Origin of the sequence: Nonomuraea sp. NPDC050394 (assembly GCF_044459065.1) — a bacterium.
Classification (GTDB): Bacteria; Actinomycetota; Actinomycetes; order Streptosporangiales; family Streptosporangiaceae; genus Nonomuraea.
In genome coordinates, this window is the sequence record NZ_JBITIO010000003.1 from 245,525 (window position 1) to 264,410 (window position 18,886).

Annotated in this window: 19 protein-coding genes and 3 tRNA genes; 15 read left to right on the forward strand and 7 right to left on the reverse strand. The window is 70.0% G+C overall.

What is annotated here, in order from left to right; translation table 11 throughout:
* Nucleotides 1-96 precede the first annotated feature (96 nt).
* Nucleotides 97-711: a DNA-binding response regulator gene (locus tag ACIBKY_RS14210; protein ID WP_397097075.1), complete on the forward strand. Its 615-nt coding sequence runs from the start codon at nt 97-99 to the stop codon at nt 709-711.
* Here the strand turns inward: ACIBKY_RS14210 and dusB are convergent.
* Entirely contained in the window at nt 708-1,817 is a 1,110-nt protein-coding gene (gene dusB, locus ACIBKY_RS14215) for a tRNA dihydrouridine synthase DusB (protein WP_397097076.1), read from the reverse strand. The genes ACIBKY_RS14210 and dusB overlap by 4 nt on opposite strands.
* 39 nt (nt 1,818-1,856) lie before the next feature.
* Entirely contained in the window at nt 1,857-2,660 is an 804-nt protein-coding gene (locus ACIBKY_RS14220; RefSeq protein WP_397097077.1) for a heme ABC transporter ATP-binding protein, read from the reverse strand.
* 110 nt (nt 2,661-2,770) lie between these two features.
* On the opposite strand from ACIBKY_RS14220, the gene ACIBKY_RS14225 reads away from it, so the two are divergent.
* Nucleotides 2,771-3,166: a hypothetical protein gene (locus tag ACIBKY_RS14225; RefSeq protein ID WP_397097078.1), complete on the forward strand. Its 396-nt coding sequence runs from the start codon at nt 2,771-2,773 to the stop codon at nt 3,164-3,166.
* Nucleotides 3,167-3,169: 3 nt separating this feature from the next.
* Here ACIBKY_RS14225 and ACIBKY_RS14230 read toward each other — a convergent pair whose 3' ends face one another.
* Complete coding sequence (locus ACIBKY_RS14230) at nt 3,170-3,532, reverse strand: hypothetical protein (protein WP_397097079.1); 363 nt, start codon at nt 3,530-3,532, stop codon at nt 3,170-3,172.
* 186 nt (nt 3,533-3,718) lie between these two features.
* On the opposite strand from ACIBKY_RS14230, the gene ACIBKY_RS14235 reads away from it, so the two are divergent.
* From ACIBKY_RS14235 to ACIBKY_RS14255, 5 genes are all read left to right on the forward strand, one after another.
* Entirely contained in the window at nt 3,719-4,354 is a 636-nt protein-coding gene (locus ACIBKY_RS14235; protein ID WP_397097080.1) for an amino acid-binding protein, read from the forward strand.
* Between the two features lie 55 nt (nt 4,355-4,409).
* Nucleotides 4,410-4,481: transfer RNA gene (locus tag ACIBKY_RS14240), tRNA-Gly, on the forward strand.
* A gap of 28 nt (nt 4,482-4,509) precedes the next feature.
* Nucleotides 4,510-4,583 (forward strand) — tRNA-Cys (locus ACIBKY_RS14245).
* A gap of 12 nt (nt 4,584-4,595) precedes the next feature.
* Nucleotides 4,596-4,670, forward strand: a tRNA-Val gene (locus ACIBKY_RS14250).
* A 478-nt stretch (nt 4,671-5,148) separates the two neighbouring features.
* The gene (locus ACIBKY_RS14255) at nt 5,149-5,916 is read left to right on the forward strand and encodes a phosphotransferase family protein (RefSeq protein WP_397097081.1); all 768 of its coding nucleotides are present in this window, start codon (nt 5,149-5,151) and stop codon (nt 5,914-5,916) included.
* Between the two features lie 39 nt (nt 5,917-5,955).
* Here ACIBKY_RS14255 and ACIBKY_RS14260 read toward each other — a convergent pair whose 3' ends face one another.
* The 4 genes from ACIBKY_RS14260 to ACIBKY_RS14275 all read right to left on the reverse strand — a co-directional run bounded on the left by ACIBKY_RS14260 (nt 5,956) and on the right by ACIBKY_RS14275 (nt 9,543).
* Nucleotides 5,956-6,321 carry a nuclear transport factor 2 family protein gene (locus ACIBKY_RS14260; protein ID WP_397097082.1) on the reverse strand — a complete coding sequence of 122 codons (366 nt, stop codon included), beginning with the start codon at nt 6,319-6,321 and terminating at the stop codon, nt 5,956-5,958.
* Between the two features lie 32 nt (nt 6,322-6,353).
* Nucleotides 6,354-7,199: a DUF1684 domain-containing protein gene (locus tag ACIBKY_RS14265; RefSeq protein ID WP_397097083.1), complete on the reverse strand. Its 846-nt coding sequence runs from the start codon at nt 7,197-7,199 to the stop codon at nt 6,354-6,356.
* Between the two features lie 181 nt (nt 7,200-7,380).
* Nucleotides 7,381-7,971 (reverse strand): helix-turn-helix domain-containing protein, encoded by a 591-nt coding sequence (locus ACIBKY_RS14270; protein ID WP_397097084.1) that lies wholly within the window; start codon nt 7,969-7,971, stop codon nt 7,381-7,383.
* Nucleotides 7,972-8,049: 78 nt separating this feature from the next.
* Nucleotides 8,050-9,543: a M28 family peptidase gene (locus ACIBKY_RS14275; protein WP_397097085.1), complete on the reverse strand. Its 1,494-nt coding sequence runs from the start codon at nt 9,541-9,543 to the stop codon at nt 8,050-8,052.
* A 247-nt stretch (nt 9,544-9,790) separates the two neighbouring features.
* Here ACIBKY_RS14275 and ACIBKY_RS14280 point away from each other — a divergent pair, with 247 nt between their 5' ends.
* From ACIBKY_RS14280 to ACIBKY_RS14315, 8 genes are all read left to right on the forward strand, one after another.
* Nucleotides 9,791-11,332, forward strand: coding sequence for a heme peroxidase family protein (locus ACIBKY_RS14280; protein ID WP_397097086.1), 1,542 nt, complete (start codon nt 9,791-9,793; stop codon nt 11,330-11,332).
* A 66-nt stretch (nt 11,333-11,398) separates the two neighbouring features.
* Entirely contained in the window at nt 11,399-12,514 is a 1,116-nt protein-coding gene (locus ACIBKY_RS14285; protein WP_397097087.1) for a response regulator transcription factor, read from the forward strand.
* Nucleotides 12,515-12,554: 40 nt separating this feature from the next.
* Nucleotides 12,555-13,694 carry an ABC transporter ATP-binding protein gene (locus tag ACIBKY_RS14290; protein WP_397097088.1) on the forward strand — a complete coding sequence of 380 codons (1,140 nt, stop codon included), beginning with the start codon at nt 12,555-12,557 and terminating at the stop codon, nt 13,692-13,694.
* Nucleotides 13,687-14,772 (forward strand): ABC transporter ATP-binding protein, encoded by a 1,086-nt coding sequence (locus tag ACIBKY_RS14295; RefSeq protein WP_397097089.1) that lies wholly within the window; start codon nt 13,687-13,689, stop codon nt 14,770-14,772. The genes ACIBKY_RS14290 and ACIBKY_RS14295 overlap by 8 nt, the downstream gene beginning before the upstream one ends.
* Complete coding sequence (locus tag ACIBKY_RS14300; RefSeq protein WP_397097090.1) at nt 14,769-15,728, forward strand: carbohydrate ABC transporter permease; 960 nt, start codon at nt 14,769-14,771, stop codon at nt 15,726-15,728. Before ACIBKY_RS14295 ends, ACIBKY_RS14300 begins: the two co-directional genes overlap by 4 nt.
* A 50-nt stretch (nt 15,729-15,778) precedes the next feature.
* Complete coding sequence (locus tag ACIBKY_RS14305; RefSeq protein WP_379623746.1) at nt 15,779-16,531, forward strand: carbohydrate ABC transporter permease; 753 nt, start codon at nt 15,779-15,781, stop codon at nt 16,529-16,531.
* Between the two features lie 3 nt (nt 16,532-16,534).
* Nucleotides 16,535-16,810 (forward strand): DUF2160 domain-containing protein, encoded by a 276-nt coding sequence (locus ACIBKY_RS14310; protein WP_397097091.1) that lies wholly within the window; start codon nt 16,535-16,537, stop codon nt 16,808-16,810.
* A 33-nt stretch (nt 16,811-16,843) separates the two neighbouring features.
* Complete coding sequence (locus ACIBKY_RS14315; protein ID WP_397097092.1) at nt 16,844-18,607, forward strand: ABC transporter substrate-binding protein; 1,764 nt, start codon at nt 16,844-16,846, stop codon at nt 18,605-18,607.
* Nucleotides 18,608-18,886 lie beyond the last annotated feature (279 nt).

Sequence of the window (18,886 nt, forward strand, 5' to 3'; positions counted from 1 at the left end):
TCGCGACGACTTACGATCAGGGTCAGGCCACGCCCACGGGCACGGGCACGCGAGAGGGGCCGGCCGAACCAGACAATCTGCTGTTCGGATGGGTCAGTGCGCGTTCTGAAGATCCTGATCGCGGAGGACGTCCGCATGGTGCGCGGCGCCCTCGCGGCGCTGATCGACCTCGAGGCCGACCTCACGGTCGTGGCCCAGGCCGAGAGCGGCGACATGATCCTCCCGCTGGCGCTGCGGCATCGCCCCGACGTGGCGATCATCGACATCGACCTGCCCGCGATCGACGGCCTCACCGCCGCCCAGCTCCTGCACGAGGAGCTGCCCTCCTGCAAGACCCTCATCCTGACCGGCCTCAGCCGGCCCGGCACCGTGCGCAGGGCGCTGGCGGCGTCGGTCTCCGGCTTCCTGCTGAAGGACTCGCCGTCCGCGCGGCTGGCCGAGGCGGTGCGCGAGGTGTCCTCGGGGCGGCGGGTGGTCGACCCGCAGGTCGCGCTGACCGCCTGGGACGCGGGCGACAACCCGCTGTCGCCGCGCGAGCTGGAGGTGCTGCGCTTCGCCGCCGACGGCGCCGAGGCCCCGGAGATCGCGGCGGGACTCGGCCTGTCGGTGGGCACCGTGCGCAACTACCTGACGGCCATCGTCATGAAGCTCAACGCCCGCAACCGCGTGGACGCCGTCAAGATCGCCACCGAAGCGGGCTGGTTGCCCTAACCTCCGGAGATGTCCGACTCGGCGTCGGCGGGCACGTGGCTGTCCCACGGGTCGTCCAGCCAGCCGTCCGGCAGGTGCACCCGGTCTCGCTCGCCCGACTTGCCGCGCGGGGTGTCGGTGTTGGGCGGCCACGGCTGGTCGCGGTCGAGCTTGGCCAGGGCCGTCCGCAGCTCGTCCAGCGACTCGGCCGTGGTCATCGCGCGGCGCAGCTCGGAGCCGACGGTGAAGCCCTTGAGGTACCAGCCGACGTGCTTGCGGAAGTCGGCCACCGCGTACCGCTCGGTGTCGAAGCAGCCGGCCAGCCCTTCGGCATGCCGTTCCATGACATCGGCGACCTCGCCCAGGGACGGCTTCGCGCGCGACGGATCGCCGTTGAAGGCGTTCTCCAGATCGCGGAACAACCACGGCCGCCCGAGACAGCCCCGCCCCACCACGACGCCGTCGCAGCCGGTCTCGGCGACCATGCGCAGCGCGTCATCCGCGCTCCAGATGTCGCCGTTGCCGAGCACCGGCACCCCGGGCACCGCCTCCTTGAGCCGCGCGATCGCCGCCCAGTCGGCGTTCCCGCCGTAATGCTGCTTGGCGGTGCGCGCGTGCAGCGCGATCGCCGCGACGCCCTCCTCGACCGCGATGCGCCCGGCGTCCAGATAGGTGAGGTGGTCGTCGTCGATGCCCTTGCGCATCTTCATGGTGACGGGCAGCGGGCCCGCGTTGCGCACCGCCTCGCGCAGGATCCGCCGCAGCAGATTGCGCTTGTACGGCAGCGCGGAACCTCCCCCGCGCCTGGTCACCTTGGGCACCGGGCAGCCGAAGTTGAGGTCGACGTGGTCGGCCAGGTCCTCCTCGGCGATCATCTTGACCGCGCGCCCGACGGTCTCGGGGTCGACGCCGTAGAGCTGGATGCTGCGCGGCCGCTCCTCGTCGGCGAACCTGATCATCCTGAGCGTCTTGGGGTTGCGCTCCACCAGCGCCCGCGTGGTGATCATCTCGCACACGAACAACCCCGCGCCCTGCTCACGGCAGAGCACGCGGAACGGCGCGTTCGTGATCCCCGCCATCGGCGCCAGCACGACCGGCGGCCACACCCCCATCGGCCCAATCTTCACCTGTTCAGTTGTAGCCGACTTCCCCCCTTTGACGGAAACTCAGCGCCTGGCAACGACCAGCGGGACCCCCGTGCGCGGGTGGGGCAGTATCTCGACCGCGTGGCCGTACACGCGGCTGAGCAGTTCCTCACCGAGGACCTGCGCGGGCGTCCCGCACGCCCGCACGACTCCTTCCGACAGCACCGCCACCCGGTCGGCGTGGGCCGCGGCGAGCGCGAGGTCGTGCAGCACCACGACGACGGCGTCACCCGCACGCGCCCGCTCCCCCGCCAGGCAGAGCACCGCCTCCTGGTGGCGGATGTCCAGCGCGGCGGTCGGCTCGTCGAGCAGCAGCATCGGCGTGCGCTGCGCCAGCACCCGCGCCAGCCCCACCCGCGCCCGCTCGCCGCCCGACAACTCCTGGAAGGCCCGCGTCCTGAACCGCGCTACGTCGGTCCGCTCCAGCTCGGCCTCGACGACCCGCGCGTCCAGTTCCTCCTGCGGCGTACGCGCCCACGGCGCCCGCCCCATGCCCACGACCTCCTCGACCGTGAACGGGAAGGCCAGATCGAGCCGCTGGGGAAGCACCGCCCGCCGGAGCGCCAGCTCACGCGCCGTCCAGGCGGCCACAGCCCGCCCGTCCAGGTGTACGGCTCCCGCCCGCGGCCGCAGGTCCCCCGCCAGCACCGACAGCAGCGTGGACTTGCCGGAGCCGTTGGGCCCCACGAGCGCCAGCACCTCCCCGGCGAACACGGCCAGGTCGGCGCCCTGCAGCACCTGCTCACCGCCATATCCGAAGCACACGCCCGCGGCCTCGGCGTAGACCGTGCCGTGGGCCGGGCGGACGGGGACGCGTGGCCTCATGCTCTTCCTCCAGTGCGGTAATTTAGGTTAGCCTCACCTAATATCACATCTGTATTGCGCGATATGTTTGACCGGTTTTGCAGACTTATGTCACCTAAGGAGCCATGCCCATGGGCAACCTCGTCGACCTCGGCCGGTGGCCTCTGGTCATCGCCTCCCAGAACGGGCGCCTCACCGTCGCGGAGGCCGGCCGCCTCAACGCCGGCATGCTCGACGTGCTCGCCCGCGCCAGGGCCGAGAACCGCCGCTTCGCCGTCGTCGTGGACCAGCGCGAACGCCAGGCGCCCGAGAAGGGCGCACTGGAGATCATCCACACGTTCTGGTCCGAGCGCGAGGCGGAGATCGCCGAGTGGTGCGTCGGCTACGTCAGCGTGGTCGCCACCCCGTCACTGGCCGACCTCGTGGAGAACCCGGGCCCCGGCGGCCTGACCGTGCTCGGCACCGTGGACTACGACGCCGCCGTCCTGTGGGCCGCCGACCGCCTGGCCATCACCGAACCCGCCTGACCTTTACCGGATCCGCTTCACGGGGTGGATCGCGGCGTCCAGCGGCACACGATCGTCCCGGCCTGGCATGACCCAGACCGGCCCTTCCGCCACGATGCGCCACCGCTCCAGGTCGGGCGGGGCGCCGCACCTCCTCGCCGCCGAGCGCCGCCGGCCCGTCGGGACCGAACTCGGTCGCGGGCCTGCCCTCGGTGAGGACGGCGAGATGACCGAACCCGGCGGGGACGGCGAGGCGACCGGACCCGGCGCGAACGGCGAGATGACCGAACCCGGCGGGGACGGGGCGAGCCCGGCGTCCGTGGTGGGGCCCGCGCCGCAGGCTGCCGCCGGCAGGGCCGGCGCGGCCAGTGCGCCTCTGGGGGTCATCCTCACTCCACACCTCCGACTTCACGCACAACGACGTCACGGAGGGGCGTGGCGGTTCATCCCTGGGGGAATGACCGGTATCTGGGGGTGCGTGCCGTAACAGAAAGTCGCGCAGATTCGTGATGACAGCACCCCGAACGACCATCGCCGATACGCTGTGAGCTGCGATCGATGGGGAGGCGAACGATGCTGCTTCGACTACGGCTCACGCTGCCCGACCGGCCGGGTTCGCTCGGTCAGGTCACCCGGGTGCTGGGCGTGGCCGGAGCCGACATCACGCAGCTGACCGTCCTGGAGCGCGGCGGCGGGCGGGCCGTGGACGACATCACCGTCTTCTGCCCGGACGGCACCCCCAAGGAGACGCTGGCCAAGGGCTTGCTGACCGTCCAGGGTGTACGCGTCGAGGCGATCTGGGCCACCCGCGAAGCCGCCGGCACCTACCCCGAGCTGGAGATACTCAAATACATCACCACCGCCGGCGAGCGCGCGCTGACCACGCTCATCGACTCGCTGCCGGTGCTGTTCAGCGCCGACTGGGCCGCCGCCGCCACCTCCGAGGCGACCGTCTACTCAAGCTGGCGAGCCCCTCAGGAGATCATCCTCCCGCCAGAGAATCCGCCCCGCCCCGTGGCGACCACCCTGGACACCGGCCTGCACCTCATCCACGCCCCGCTTCCGCCGCTGGCCCTCACGCTGATGCTGGCCAGAGCCGACGGCCCGGCCTTCCACCGGATCGAGGTCCACCGCCTCACCCGCATCCTGGAGATCTTCCTCAGCCTCCCGGCGACCGAACGCAGCGTGGCCCGTCAGCTGCGCAAGTGAGCATCCACTCCAAAAACCCGCTAGAGTTGCTGTGTCGCCGCGAGCAGCGGCGGACGCGGAAGTGGCTCAGTGGTAGAGCATCACCTTGCCAAGGTGAGGGTCGCGGGTTCGAATCCCGTCTTCCGCTCGGAGAGGCCGCAGGTTGGGCCTCGCTCGGTGGAGTGGCCGAGAGGCGAGGCAGCGGCCTGCAAAGCCGTCCACACGGGTTCAAATCCCGTCTCCACCTCCAATGAAATACCCGGGACGATTAGCTCAGCGGGAGAGCGCTTCCCTGACACGGAAGAGGTCACTGGTTCAATCCCAGTATCGTCCACCAGCACCGTCTTGCCTCGCGCCCTTTCGGGCGTGGGGCAAGACTGTCCGCGCAGCCGAGCGAAAGCTTCCGGCTCCCACCCTGGCCAAAAGTCCTTTGCCGCCCTCGGGGTCCGTGATCGTGCGGTCGGTGTGCCGGAAGTCCTGACGTATCCGCGGAACCGGCATCTCCCGCCGTCGCATGCACACCAAGAACCACCAGCCGCCGTGGCCGCCTCGATGAGCCAGTTGATCGGCTGCCTGGTCTGGCCCTTGGCCCAGCCGCTCAGGTTGGCGGCGCCGGTCGGGTCGCCTCGCAGAAAACAGCAGCCTGGCCGGGAGCTGGGCGGCCAAGGGCGTGTTCACGGGGCCCGCGCTGCACGGAGGGCGCGGGGAAGGAGTTCGCGGCGGAGGAGGGTGGCCACCCGGTCGGGAAGCAGGGTCGCGCGGTCGCACGGAAAATCCTGGCGACATTCGCGGCCGGCCCCGCGACAATGGCCGACGTGGAAGAGGTCGACGTGGAGAGGTCGACGGTGGAAGAGGTCGAGGTCGTCGTCGCCCATAGCGAGCGCGCGACCCTGCGCGTCGGTGAGGTGTTCCTGAAGATCGACGCCGATCGGACGCGCACCGACGTCGAGGTCCAGGCGATGGCCTTGGCGCCGGTCCCGACTCCGGAGATCCTGTGGCGCAGGCCGCCCGTGCTCGCGCTCGCCGCCCTCCCCGGCACCGCGCTCGGCCGCCTCGGCGAGCCGTCGGCCGCGTCACCGGCGGCGTGGGCGGCGGCGGGCGCCGCCGTACGCAAGCTGCACGAGGCGCCGCTGCCGCCGTGGCCCGGCCGGAGCCTCGACGAGATCGCCGCGCACCTCGACGGCGAATGCGAGTGGCTCATCGCCAACGGCGTCCTTCCCACCGACCTGGTCACCCGCAACCGCCAGGTCGCCGAGGCCGCGCTCCGGCCGTGGACGCCGGTGTTCACGCACGGCGACCTGCAGATCACCCACGTGTTCGTCGAGGGTGACCAGGTCACCGGCGTGCTCGACTGGTCCGAGGCGGCCCGGGGCGATGCCCTGTACGACCTGGCCAGCTTGACGCTCGGACACGAGGAGCGTCTTGGTGACGTCCTGGCCGGCTACGGCGCCGGCGTCGACCTCGACGTGATCCGGGGGTGGTGGTCGTTGCGTAGCCTGCGGGCGATCCGCTGGCTGATCGGGCACGGCTTCGATCCGTCCTCGCCGGGCTGCGAGGTGGACGTGCTGAGAGCCAGAATGTGAGGCCGAACGGGCGCGCCCGCAGTGCGGACTGGGGCCGTCTCAGTCGGCGGGGATGAAGTTCGCGTACTCCTCGATGCGGGTGATCAGCCCCTTGTCGTCGAAGCGGAAGTACACCGCGGCGTGCACCTCGCCGCGTACGCCGTTCTTGGCGGCCACGTGCACGACGTGCTGCTGAAGGACCTCTCCGGGCCGGGAGAGCTGGCGGGTGATGTCGTAGCGCATCGACTCGATGGTGTGGATCTGCCCCTTCATCCCCTCGATGTTCTCCTCGATGCCCGACTCGCCCTTGCCGTCGTTGTGCCAGACGGTGGCCGTCCGCGCGCACATGGCGCGGGCGGTGTCCCAGTCGGCGTTCTCCAGACTGCGCAGGTAGGTGATGGCCTTGTCCTTGAGGTCCTGGCTCATGGTGATGTCTCGCTTTCCGTACGTGCGGTGGGTCAGTTCTGGCGGGTTTCGGTGTAGACCAGGGCGCGTTCGCCCGCTTCGACGCGCATCGGCAGGTGGTTGCCGGGAGGTGACAGGGGGCAGACGAAGACGGACGGCTGCAGGTGGTGGTGGGAGAGCGTCGCCCTGTTGAAGTCGACGGTGAGCTCGCTGCCGGGCTCCAGGAGCGGCAGGACGAGCCAGCGTCCGATCTCGGGTGTGGTGTCCGCGTTCGTCTCGTCGGTGAACACCACCAGGCGCTGGCCGGGCATGTCTTCGAGAACGGCCAGCACGTGTTCGGTGCCGTCGATGGTCACGGCGAGGTCGACGGGGGCCCGGATGGCCTCGGTGCTGCGCGGCGACGTCAGTCGTCCCACCTCGATGCGGCGGCCCTCGGGGGCCCTGCGGTACTCGCCGTCGAAGACCCAGCCCTGGTCATAGGGGTAGGTGTCGATACCGGTGAGGCCGGCGCGTTCGACCGCCTGGTGGTCCATGACGACCAGCCCGTAGGACCCGTCGCCGCCTCCGGCGAAGCCGACGCGTCCGCCGGAGAACTCCAGCGAGCCGCCGGGCGCCACTTCCGCGGTTCCGTCGACTGTCTCGCCGCCCACCCGCACGCCGTCGCCGGCGCTCGCCGTCACGGTCAGGGCGCCGGTCGCGCTGGTGGACCACGTGCCGGGGATGCCGGGGATGGTGTGGAGGTCCTGATCGGTCACCTTGCCGTTGGCGACGACCTTGGCCTTGCCGTTCGGGCCGGCGATCTCCTCCCAGCGGCCCTCGCGCCAGGCTTCGTACCCGGCGAGCGCCTCGGGGCTGCCCGCCGGGGGCCGCCGATGGGAATGGGTCTGGTGTGCGGCCATGAGTGGCTCCCTTCTCCGGCCGCGAACGCGGACCGTGGCCACAACCTACGAGCGGGTTGCGCGGAGAGCATCATTGGTTGCGTACAAGGCAAGACGATGGGCGGTTCGGCTGCTCGGCGAGCAAAAGCGGGCGGGCCGGTGACTCATCCGCGAGGCGCCGGCACGCACCGTGGCGGGGTTCCTATGGGGAGGAGTCGCCGCCCGCGTCGCCGCGGTCGCGCTGGTGGCCGCGGCGGGCGTCGCGGTCGAAGATGCCCAGGATCTCGCAGGGGCCGCCCTCGGCGCCGATCGCGTGCGGGAGCATGGTGGGGAACTCCGCCGCCTGATTGGTCTCGACCCGGAAGCGGCGGTGGCCCAGCATGAGGATCGCGGTGCCCGACAGCACGACGAGCCATTCCCGGCCGGGGTGCGCGCGCATGCGTGCGGGGTTGTCCGGCGGCGGCTCGGTCATGCGCTGACGTACGACGCTCATGCCCGGGTCGCCCTTCACCGGCCAGCGCATGAGGCCGTGGGCCCCGTCGATCATCGGGCTGGTGACGACGTCGTCGGAGGCGGTCTCCACCAGTTGGTCCAGGGACGTGTCCAGGGCGCGGGCGAGGGTGACCAGCTGGTCCAGGGCGAGGCGGCGCCGGCCGTTCTCGATGCGCGAGAGCGTGGACTGGCTGACGTTGGCGCGGGTGGCCAGTTCCTCCAGCGACCAGCCCTGTGCCACGCGCAGGGCCCGGATCCGTTTGCGTACGAGGCTGTCCAGCTCGCCATCATCTTGCGCCATGGGCAACATCGTATGCCCCCGGTGCAAGGAGGTGTGGGTGGGCGCCGCCCCCGGAGCGGTGGGGCGGCGCCGTACCGGCTAGCGGATGATCTTGACGTCGTCCACGCCGGCCTCGACGAGGCTGGCGGTGGCGGCGTCGGCGGCCTCGACCACGATGCGGACGCTCTGGCCGGCGAAGGCCGAGATGTCCACCGTCGAGGTGGTCCAGGCGCCGTTGCGGTTGGTGGCGGCGCCCAGTTGCTCGAAGACCGTGCCCGTCGTCGTGCCGACGACCCTGACCCGCAGGTAGTCGGCACTGCTCGCGTTGCTGCCGTGGGCCAGGTACCAGGCGAAGGACAGCTTCACCGTCCCGCTGGGCAGCGTCACCGCGGGTGACTGGATGGCGGTGGTGCCACCGTCGATGTCGTGGTCGCCCGCAGCGGCACCGGCGAGGCGGCCGGTGACCAGGTCGTTGACGCCGCTGACCGTGGTGCCCAGTTGCTTGGCGCCGCTGGAGGTCGTGGCCTCGGGGTCGCCGCGCTCCCACAGGCCGGTGGTGGCGCTGCCGGTCAGGCGGGTCCAGCCCTTGTCGGTCTCGAAGGTGTCCTCCCAGACCACGACGGGGGGTACGGCGGTGGCGATGGTCCACACGGCGTAGGCCACGGCGTCGGCGTGGCGGTTGAGTGCCGTGTCGTTGATGTTCGAGGTCGTGTCGCAGGCGCGGTGGTAGCAGACGTCGAAGGCCTGCCCGGCGGTGCCGCCCCACAGTTGCGCCTGGGCGCTCGACTTGATGCCCTCGGCTCCGGTGAAGGTGCCGCCGGCGGCGATGCCGCGTGCGATGAAGGGCCCGTAGTCGGAGCGGCCGTCGAAGTCGGTGCCCCGTGTCTGGACGCCGACGGAGGTGAAGTAGTCCTGCAGCGTGCGCTCGAGGGCGGCCGACCCGGCGGGGCCGGGACCGGAGCCGACGCCGTCGGAGTTGTCACCGTCGTAGACGAAGTAGCCGGCGTTGGGCGAGCCGACCATGTCGAAGTTCAGGTACGCCTTGATCTTGGCCCGTTCCGTGGCCGCCAGGTTGGTCACGTAGTACTGCGACCCGCGCAGCCCGAGCTCCTCGGCGCCCCACCAGGCGAAGCGCAGGTGCTTGGTCGGCTGCAGGGCCTGCCGGGAGACCTCCAGCGCGGTCTCCAGGATGGCGGCGCTGCCGGAGCCGTTGTCGTTGATGCCGGGTCCCGCGGTGACGCTGTCGAGGTGGGCGCCGACCATGAGGATGTCGTTGGGGTCGCCGCCGGGCCAGTCGGCGAGGACGTTGTAGCCGGTGGCGCCGTTGTAGGTGAACGACTGCAGGGTGGTGGTGAATCCGGCGGCGTCCAGACGGCCCTTGACGTAGTTGGCGGAGGCCAGGTAGCCGGGTCGGCCGTGGGCGCGGTTGCCGCCGTTGCTGTTGGCGATGCTCTGGAACTGGGTCAGGTGTGCCTTGACGTTGGCGAGGGGGATGTCGGGCGGGGCGAGCGCGGTCGCGCCGGTGGCCTGGTGCAGGCCTCCGGCTAAGACCAGGGTGAGCGTGGCGAGTACGGCGAGCAGACGTGATCTCATGCCACTCCTCTGCGGGGAGATCCGGGGAGCCCGAACATAACTCCACAAATCCGGATCGACCAGTCATGCGCGCAGACCCCTTGGGAGGGCCGGGCACCCCCAGGGCCCCCTGTACCCCCTGGGAGGGTGGGAAGCCCTTGGGAAACCCGGTGAACCCTGGGGCCATTGCGCCGCTCTCGCGGCCAAGCTCACACTCCCGACGCGACGACGCTTCCCGTCGAACCCCCCGTACAGAGGAGGAAGCAAGATGCGTCGAGGATGGTTACCCCAACCCATCACGGACCCGTCCGCCGTCACCCGGCGGACCTTCCTCGGCGGTTTCGGGGCGAGCGCGGCGATCGCCGCGCTCGACCTGGACGCCGCCATCGCCGCCTCCGCACGCGCCGAGCAGGAGGGCACGCTGGTCAACAACTTCGGCCGGGTGTTCAACCTGCCCCCGTTCGCCCAGGCGACGCCCCAGGTACGGGCGGCGCTGACCGAGATGGGCAAGCTGGGCGGCATCCTGGACGCGAAGGATCCGCTGCACGAGGGCCCGATCCGGCTGATCACCAACCCGGAGCTCAGCCCGAACAACCGCGACAACCCCTTCCACACCGCGGGCATCACGTTCTTCGGCCAGTTCCTCGACCACGACATGACCTTCGACAACGCCTCACCGCTGGGCGTGCCGACCCGGCCGGAGTCCTCGCCGAACCTGCGCACCCCCGCCTTCGACCTCGACACGGTGTACGGCGGCGGCCCCACCGCCAGCCCGCACCTGTTCAACGCCGACCGGATCACGATGCGCGTGGAGAGCGGCGGCCAGTTCGAGGACGTGCCGAGACAGCCGGACCAGCGGGCGATCATCGGCGACCCGCGCAACGACGAGAACCTGATGATCTCGGGCCTGCACGCGGCGTTCCTCGTCTTCCACAACAAGGTCGTCGAGCGCCTGCGCGCCCAGGGCACACCGGAGAACGCCCTGTTCGAGACGGCCCGCCGTACGGTCCTGTGGCACTACCAGTGGATCATCCTGAACGAGTTCCTGCCACAGATCATCGGCCGGCCGCTCGTGGACCACATCCTGCGCTTCGGCCGCCAGTTCTACCGGCCGCCCGGCGCGCCGTCGATCCCGGTGGAGTTCCAGATCGCCTACCGCTTCGGCCACAGCATGATCCGCCCGTCCTACCGGGCCAACCTGGCCGGTGACGGCGGCCAGCCGTTCTTCGGCTTCATCTTCGACCCGGTGGCCGAGGGCCAGGCCGACCCGGTGGACCTGCGGGGCGGCGCGCGGGCCGGACGGCGCTTCATCGGCTGGCAGACGTTCTTCGACTTCGGCGACGGCCAGGTACGCACGAACAAGCGCATGGACACCCATCTGTCCACGCCGCTCTTCCAGTTGCCGCTGCGCTCCATCCCGAGCGGCGACCCGCCGATCTCGCTGGCCACCCGCAACCTGCTGCGGCACCTCACCTGGTCGCTGCCCTCCGGTCAGCGCCTGGCCACGACGATGGGCGTCCCGCACGTCGACACCTCCGAGCTCGGCCCGTTCGGCTTCGGCACGAACGCGCCGCTCTGGTACTACGTGCTCAAGGAGGGCCAGGACCTCGGCGACGGCATCCAGCTGGCAGGAGTCGGCGCCCGGCTCATCGGCGAGGTCTTCGTCGGCCTGCTGCAGAAGGATCCCGGCTCCTACCTCGCGGCCAGTCCGAGCTGGCGGCCGACGCTGCCGGGCCGCAGCCCGGGGACGTTCACCATGGTCGATCTGCTGCGGTTCGCCAAGCTCGATCCGGCCAGCCGGGGACAGTGACACCCTGACAAGTTCCGGTAAGGGCTGTTTACAGACAAGAAAGCTTCTTTTGAGTACATTCTGCGTATGGCCATCCACGTGGCCGCGCACTCCGCCAACCGGTTGCTCCGCGAAGCGCTCGCCACAGCCCTCACCGGGCAGCCCGGCCTGAGCTTGTCCGGGCTCACCCAATACCTCTCCGACCTGGAACGCCTCTGCCGCATCCGCGACGTCGACGTCGCAGTGATCGACGTCGCGGACGACTTCGAGGAGGTGATGGCCAAGCTCCCGGGATTACGCGGCCGCGGCCTCGTGCTCACGTACGCGAGCATGGACGTGCGCGACGTGGTGCGGGCGGTGGGCGCGGGCCTGACGCTGGTGCCCTACTCACGCGGGCTGGCCGCACTCCTCGAAGCGGTACGGCGCTGCCCGTTCGAACCTCGTGCCCGCCCCGCCCACCCGCCGGTCCTGACCCGGCGCGACCTGGACGTCCTGGCGCTGGCCGCCTCGGGACACAGCGTGCAGGAGGCGGCCAGGATGCTCGGCATCGCCCCGGCCACGGTCGAGAACCACATGCGCCGGATCTTCGCCAAGACCGAGGTGCACAGCCGGGTCAACCTGGTCTCGCTGGCCGCCCGGCTCGGCCTGCTGTTCCGGTCCGGGGCCCGGCCGGCCACGGTTCCGCTGGCGGTCGTCTTCGGCGGGCCGGGAAGCTGCCGGGACGCCGTCGTGGAGAACCTGATCCGGCAGCACCTGCCGGTCTTCGTGGCCGGCGACCGCTGGACGCACGAGGACGACACGCTCATGCTCCGCCGCCCGCTGGTGGCCGTGATCATCGACGAGTCGGGTGCCTGGCACCACATGCACGCGCTCGGCGCCCGCGTGGTCGTGGTCACCGAGACGGCGTTCGGCCAGGTCATCACGTCTCCGGCGCCGGACGCGGTGGTGCCGATCAGTGAGCTGGGCCGGGCCGTACAACCGGAGATGAGCAGGCGCGCGGCGGCGCGCTCGGCGCTCACCGACCGCGAGCTGCAGATCCTGCGGTCCATAGCGACGGGCCATTCGGTACGGCAGACGGCCCAGGCTTTGGCCATCACCACCAAGACCGTGGAGAACATTCAGTCACGCCTGTTCAGCAAGCTGGATGTCCGAAACCGGGCCGAGGCACTGGCGGTGGGTTACGAACTAGGACTTCTTTCCTGAATCACATGTGCTGTTTGCGCAGAGTTGATGGCGATGTTAGATGGAAGAGCATGTTGGTTCAGGACAGCCACGACCTACCGCCGGAGGAAATGTGGCGCTGAGACTCGATGGCGTCCGCGTACGGCAACGCGGTGAAGTGTGGCTCGACGACATCAACCTAGAACTCTCCAGCGGCATGACGACCCTCATCGGGCCGCTGGCGGCCGGGAAGACCACCCTGATGCGGGTGATCGCGGGGTTGCACACCCCGGCCGACGGCCGCGTGGTCGTCAACGGCGACGACGTCACCTCGGTCCCGGTGCGCAAGCGCTCCGTGGCCTTCGTCTACCAGCGGTTCATCAACTACCCGTCACTCACCGTCTACGAGAACATCGCCTCTCCCCTACGCCTGGCCGCCGGATTCCCCCGCAAGGACGTGGACGGCCGGGTGCGGGACGTGGCCGAGCTCATGGGCATCGCCGACCTGCTGGAACGGCGCCCGGCCGAGCTGTCGGGCGGCCAGCAGCAGCGCACCGCGATCGCCCGCGCGCTGGCCCGCCCGGTCGACGTGCTGCTGCTGGACGAGCCGCTGGCCAACCTCGACTACAAACTCCGCGAGCAGTTACGCGCCGACCTGAAGGCGATGTTCAAGGACTCGCCGGGCACCGTGGTGTACTCCACCTCCGATCCGGCCGAGGCGCTGATGTTCGCGGCCCCGACGGTGGTGCTGGGCGAGGGCCGCGTCCAGCACGTGGGCGACGTGGCGCGCATGTACGACCGGCCGCCGTCCCTGGCGGTGGCGGCCACCCTCTCCGATCCGCCGCTCAACCTGCTGCCCGGCGTGGTGAACGAGGGCCGCCTGGAATGCCTGGGCGTCCCGCTGTCCACGCCCGGGACACAATTCTCCGGCGAGGACCTGGTGCTGGGGATCCGCCCGCACCAGGTGACGATCGAGCGCACCCGGCCCGGCCAGGTCGAGTTCCCCGCCGAGATCCGCCTGGCCGAGGTCACCGGGAGCACGACGTTCCTGCACCTGCTGCTGGCCGGGCGCCGCCACCTGGTGGCGCAGCTGCCGGGCACCCAGCTGTTCACGCCCGGCGAGCCCGCGGTGGCCTACGTGGATCCCGCGCACATCCTGATCTTCTCCGGAACGGGGGAACTGGTGGCCGACACCGCCACGGAGGTCGACCTGCATGGCTGACATCACGCTGGAGGGCGTCGGCCACAGCTACGACGGCGGCCGCACCCACGCGCTCAACCCCATGACCTGGACCTGGTCCGACGGCCGCGCCTACGCGCTGCTCGGCCCGAGCGGCTGCGGCAAGACCACGCTGCTCAACATCATCTCCGGCCTGATCACCCCCTCCCGGGGCCGGGTCCTGCTGGGCGGCCGCGACGTCACCGGCCTGCCGCCCGTGGCCCGCAACATCGCGCAGGTCTTCCAGTTCCCGGTGCTGTACGAGGAGATGTCGGTCTACGACAACCTCGCCTTCCCGCTGCGCAACCGCAAGTACCCGAAGGCCGAGATCGACCAGCGCGTGCGCAAGGTCGCCCGGTTACTCGGCCTGGAGGAGCACCTCCGCCGCCGCTCGCGCCGCCTCGACCCAGGCCGCCAGCAGATCGTCAGCCTCGGCCGCGGCCTCGTGCGGCCCGAGGTGGCGGCGGTCCTGCTGGACGAACCGCTCACCGTCATCGACCCCGCGCTGAAATGGACCCTGCGCAGCAAGCTCAAGGAGATCCACCGCGACACCGGCCACACGCTCATCTACGTCACCCACGACCAGACCGAGGCGCTGACCTTCGCCGACGAGGTGGTCGTGCTCAAGGACGGCGCGATCGTGCAGAGCGGCGAGCCCGCCGAGCTGTTCCTGTCCCCCGCGCACGAGTTCGTCGGCCACTTCATCGGCTCGCCCGGCATGAACGTGCTCGACGCCGCGGTCGAGCGCGGCATCGTGCGCGTCGGGACCTCCCTCGTCGGGCGCGCCGTGGGCGACGACGGCGCCCTTCCCGACGGTCCGGTACGGCTCGGCGTACGACCCGAGTTCGTCAGGATCAGCCCGTACCCTCGCTCCCCCGGGCTGCGGGCCGGCGTCACCGGCGTGGACCGGATGGGCTCCTACCACCTCGTGCACGCGCGGGCCGACGGCGGCGACCTGGTCGCCAAGACCGATCCCGGCGAGCACGGCACGGCCGAGCACCTCCACTTCGAGCGGGCCTACCTGTTCCGCGACCAGGTCAGGTGCGGCACCCTCGCGGCACTCGAAGGGAGCGGCGCATGACGACAAGCGACGTCCCGGCCAAGGTCGCCGGCAGCCAGGTGGCCGGTGAGGTCGTCGCGCCGGCCGTACCCAAGGAAGAGCAGGCTCCCAGGGACGTCAAGCCCAAGAACAACCGCGCGTGGTGGCTGGTGCTGCCGGTCGTGGTGTCGGTGGCCTTCACCGCGGTCATCCCGCTGATGACGGTGGTCAACTTCTCGGTGCAGGACGTCTTCACGCCGACCGACCGCATCTTCGTGGGGCTGGACTGGTTCAGGTCGGTCACCCGCGATCCCGAGGTGCGGGCGGCGTTCCTGCGCACGCTGATGTTCTCGGCGCAGGTGCTGGTCATCGAGATCCCGCTCGGCGTGCTGCTCGCGGTGTGCATGCCGCGGCGCGGGGCGTGGGTGTCGGTGGCGCTGGTCGTGGTGGCGCTGCCGCTGCTGATCCCGTGGAACGTCGTCGGCACGATCTGGCAGATCTTCGCCCGCGGCGACATCGGGCTCGGCGGGTGGGTCGTCAACAACGTGCTCGGGATCAACTTCAACTACACGCTCGACTCCACCGACGCGTGGGTCACCGTGCTGACCATGGACGTGTGGCACTGGACGCCGCTGGTGGCGCTGCTGGCGTACGCGGGGCTGCGCTCGATCCCCGAGCCGTACTTCCAGGCGGCGCAGATCGACGGGGCCTCGGCGTGGGCGACGTTCCGGCACGTGCAGCTGCCCCGGCTGCGCGGGGTGCTGACGATCGCGATCCTGCTGCGGTTCATGGACAGCTTCATGATCTACACCGAGCCGTTCGTGGTAACCGGGGGCGGACCGGGCAACGCCACCTCCTTCCTCAGCATCCTGCTGTCGAAGATCGCGGTGGGGCAGTTCGACCTCGGGCCCGCGGGGGCGTTCTCGCTCCTTTACTTCCTCATCGTGCAGATCGCCTGCTACGTGTTCTTCACCGTGCTGACGAGGAGCGGGAGATGAGACGGCTGCCCTGGGCGCGGACCGTGTTCTGGCTGTACGTGGCGACGCTCATGCTGCCGCTGCTGTGGATGTTCGGCATGTCGATCCGGCCGAACGACGAGATCCTCGGGAGCTTCTCGCTGCTTCCGCAGAACGTGACGCTGGAGAACTACGTCACGTTCTTCACGGACTCCGCGTGGTACTCCAGCTATCTCAACTCGATCGTCTACACCTCGCTGAACACGGTGTTCTCGCTGATCGTGGCGCTGCCGGCGGCGTACGCGTTCTCGCGCTTCCGCTTCGCCGGGGACAAGCACCTGTTCTTCTGGCTGCTGACGAACCGGATGGCGCCGCCGGCGGTCTTCCTTCTGCCTTTTTTCCAGATTTATCAGAGCGTGGGGTTGTTCGACACGCATCTCGGGGTGGCCATCGCGCACATGCTGTTCAACGTGCCGCTGGCCGTGTGGATCCTGGAGGGCTTCATGTCCGGGATCCCGCGTGAGATCGACGAGACCGCGGCCATCGACGGCTACTCGCTGCCCCGCTTCTTCTTCCGGATCTTCCTGCCGATGATCCGCTCGGCCATCGGCGTGACCGCGTTCTTCTGCTTCATGTTCAGCTGGGTCGAACTGCTGATCGCCCGGACGATCACCTCGGTCAACGCCAAGCCGATCGCCGCCACCATGACCCGCACCGTCAGCGCCGCCGGGATCGACTGGGGGCTGCTGGCCGCGGCGGGCGTGCTGACGATCATCCCGGGCGCGATCGTCATCTGGTTCGTCCGCAACTACATCGCCAAGGGCTTCGCGCTGGGAAGGGTGTGACAGGTGCTGGAGTGGATGGTCTGGACCGCGCCCACCGCACTGGTCTTCGCCGGTCTGGCCCTGCTGCTGGTCGCCATGTCCGTCTGGGCGCGCCTGTCGCCGCCGCTGGCCCGGCGCGGCTTCCTGCGCATCGAGACCGACAGGGGCGACCGGCTCTACATCGGACTGATCAGCGCGGCGGTGGTGCTCGCCGGGTGGATCGCCGTCACGGACCTGTCGATGTGGCTCGCGCTCGGGTGCGCGCTCGTCGTCGTGGCCGTGATCGGGATATGGGGTTGACCTGCGCCCCCTTGCTCGCGAGAGGAGTCGGACATGTCGCACACACTCAAGAGGCACGCGGCCGCGCTGGGCGTATTCGCCCTGTTGCTGGCGGGGTGCTCCAGCGGGAGCAAGCCGTCGAGCGACTTCCGTGAGGAGAACGGCAGGGCGGCCGCCAAGAGGTGGGTGGACACCGAGTTCACGCCGTCGACGCTGGCCAAGGATCAGCAGCTGGCGGAGATGGAATGGTTCCTGAAGGCGGCGGCGCCGTACCGTGGGATGGAGATCAACGTGGTGTCGGAGACGATCACCACGCACGAGTACGAGTCGCGGCAGCTCGCCAAGGCCTTCACCGAGATCACCGGGATCAGGATCAAGCACGACCTGATCCAGGAGGGCGACGTCGTCGAGAAGCTGCAGACCCAGATCCAGGGCAACCAGAACATCTACGACGCCTACGTCAACGACTCCGACCTCATCGGGACGCACGCCCGCGGCGACTACGTGGTGCCGCTGTCGGACTACATGGCCGGGGAGGGCAAGAACGTCACCTCGCCGACGCTCGACCTGAAGGACTTCATCGGGATCAGCTTCACCACCGGGCCGGACAAGAAGGTGTACCAGCTGCCCGACCAGCAGTTCGCGAACCTGTACTGGTTCCGGTACGACTGGTTCACCGATCCGGAGATCAAGAAGCAGTTCAAGGCGGCGTACGGCTACGACCTGGGCGTACCAGTGAATTGGGCGGCTTATGAGGATATAGCCGACTTTTTCACGAACAAGGTCAACGGGAACGGGCAGATCGCCGGCAAGAAGGTCTTCGGGCACATGGACTACGGCCGCAAGGACCCCTCGCTCGGCTGGCGTTTCACCGACGCCTGGCTGTCCATGGCCGGCAACGGCGACCCCGGCATCCCCAACGGCCTGCCCGTCGACGACTGGGGCATCCGCGTCGAGAACTGCCGCCCCGTCGGCTCCTCCGTCACCCGCGGCGGCGACACCAACGGCCCCGCCTCCGTCTATGCCCTCACCAAGTACGTGGACTGGCTCAAGCGCTTCGCGCCCAAGGAAGCCGCCGGCATGAACTTCAGCGAGTCCGGCCCCGTGCCCGCGCAGGGCAACATCGCCCAGCAGATCTTCTGGTACACCTCCTTCACCGCCGACATGACCAAGCAGGGCCTGCCCGTCGTGAACGCCGACGGCACCCCCAAGTGGCGCATCGCCCCCAGCCCCCACGGCGCGTACTGGAAGGACGGCAACAAGCTCGGCTACCAGGACGCCGGATCCTGGACCCTGCTCAAGAACACTCCCGCGGAACGGCGCGCCGCCGCCTGGCTGTACGCCCAGTTCGTCACCTCCAAGACGGTGTCGCTGAAGAAGTCCATCACCGGCCTGACCTTCATCCGCGACTCCGACATCCGCAGCGCCTACTTCACCGAGAACGCCCCCAAGTACGGCGGGCTCATCGAGTTCTACCGCTCACCCGCGCGCGTCCAGTGGACCCCGACCGGTACCAACGTCCCCGACTACCCCAAGCTCGCCCAGCTGTGGTGGCAGAACGTGGCCACCGCGGTGACCGGCGAGACGACCGCCCAGCAGTCCATGGACAACCTGGCCAAGCAGCAGGACGACATCCTGTCCCGGCTGGAACGGCGCGGCTACGGCGGTGCCTGCGCCCCCAAGCTCAACCCTGAGCAGCCCGTCCAGACCTGGCTCGACCAGCCGGGGGCGCCCGCGCCCAAGCTGGCCGACGAGCGCGGCAAGCCGGAAACCCTCGACTACGACAAGCTGATCGCCCAGTGGAAGTCCGGCGACTGACCGCCCCCTGAGGTCCCGGTGCGCGCTTGGGCGCACCGGGACCTCCCGCCCACGAAGACACCCGCCAACCAGGCCGTGACCCGCAACCCGGGACGTGGGAACGCCGGAACGCGCAACCCGGAACCCGGGGACCCGAGACGTGGGAACGCCGGGACGAGACGCGCAACCCAGAACTCGGGGACCCGGAACCCGCGGACCCGGGACTCGGAGGCCCGGACCGGCGCGGGACCCGAGAGCCCAGAGGCCCGGAGACCGGGGCCGCGAAGGTGGGAGCGGGGC